The organism is Mycobacterium sp. E2989, from assembly GCF_001667595.1.
Lineage (GTDB): Bacteria > Actinomycetota > Actinomycetes > Mycobacteriales > Mycobacteriaceae > Mycobacterium.
Genome location: NZ_LZJX01000117.1, coordinates 1 through 556 on the forward strand (window position 1 = coordinate 1; position 556 = coordinate 556).

The window sequence follows — 556 nt, forward strand, 5'->3', positions numbered from 1 at the left end:
ACGACGCCCGGGTCAGCCGGGACCGGGTCCGGGTCCGCCAGCGCCGGAGCCGCGCTCAACACCAGGGACAAACCCACGACAGAAGCCAATCCGGCGGCGTTCAGGGCGGCCAACAGCCGCCCGCGCGTCCAGCCCGACATATGCATCCCTCCACGCTCGAGTTCCTGACACAGTGTGGCATAGGGGGCACGCCAGCTAACAAATTCAGACCCGCGCGGCGGCCGTTCAAGCGGGCATTTACGCCGCCTGAGCTGGCCCGCTATGAATCCCGTGAGCTTGTCGGCGCAACGTCCAGCGCCCGACGGTTGGCCGCCGCGCCCACCAGCGCGACCGCCATCAACCCGGCCGACGCGGCCAGCATGAGTACCACGCTGCGCTCGTACAGCAGCCCACCCACCAGCGCGCCCGCCATGATGCCCACCTGGAAGGCCGTCACGTAGAGGCCCGACGCCCCGTCGGGATCGTCGGCCCCGCTGCGCATCGCCGCGGACTGCATCATCGGCGAGACGGCGGTGGCCATCGCCCCCCAGAGCACGATCGCGGCCGTCCCGATCAG

General features: G+C 70.7%; 1 pseudogene. It reads right to left on the reverse strand.

Features of this window, described 5'->3' with window-relative positions:
* Positions 1–259: 259 nt before the first annotated feature.
* A pseudogene (locus tag A5680_RS20845) lies at positions 260–556 on the reverse strand (MFS transporter); the annotation flags it as partial.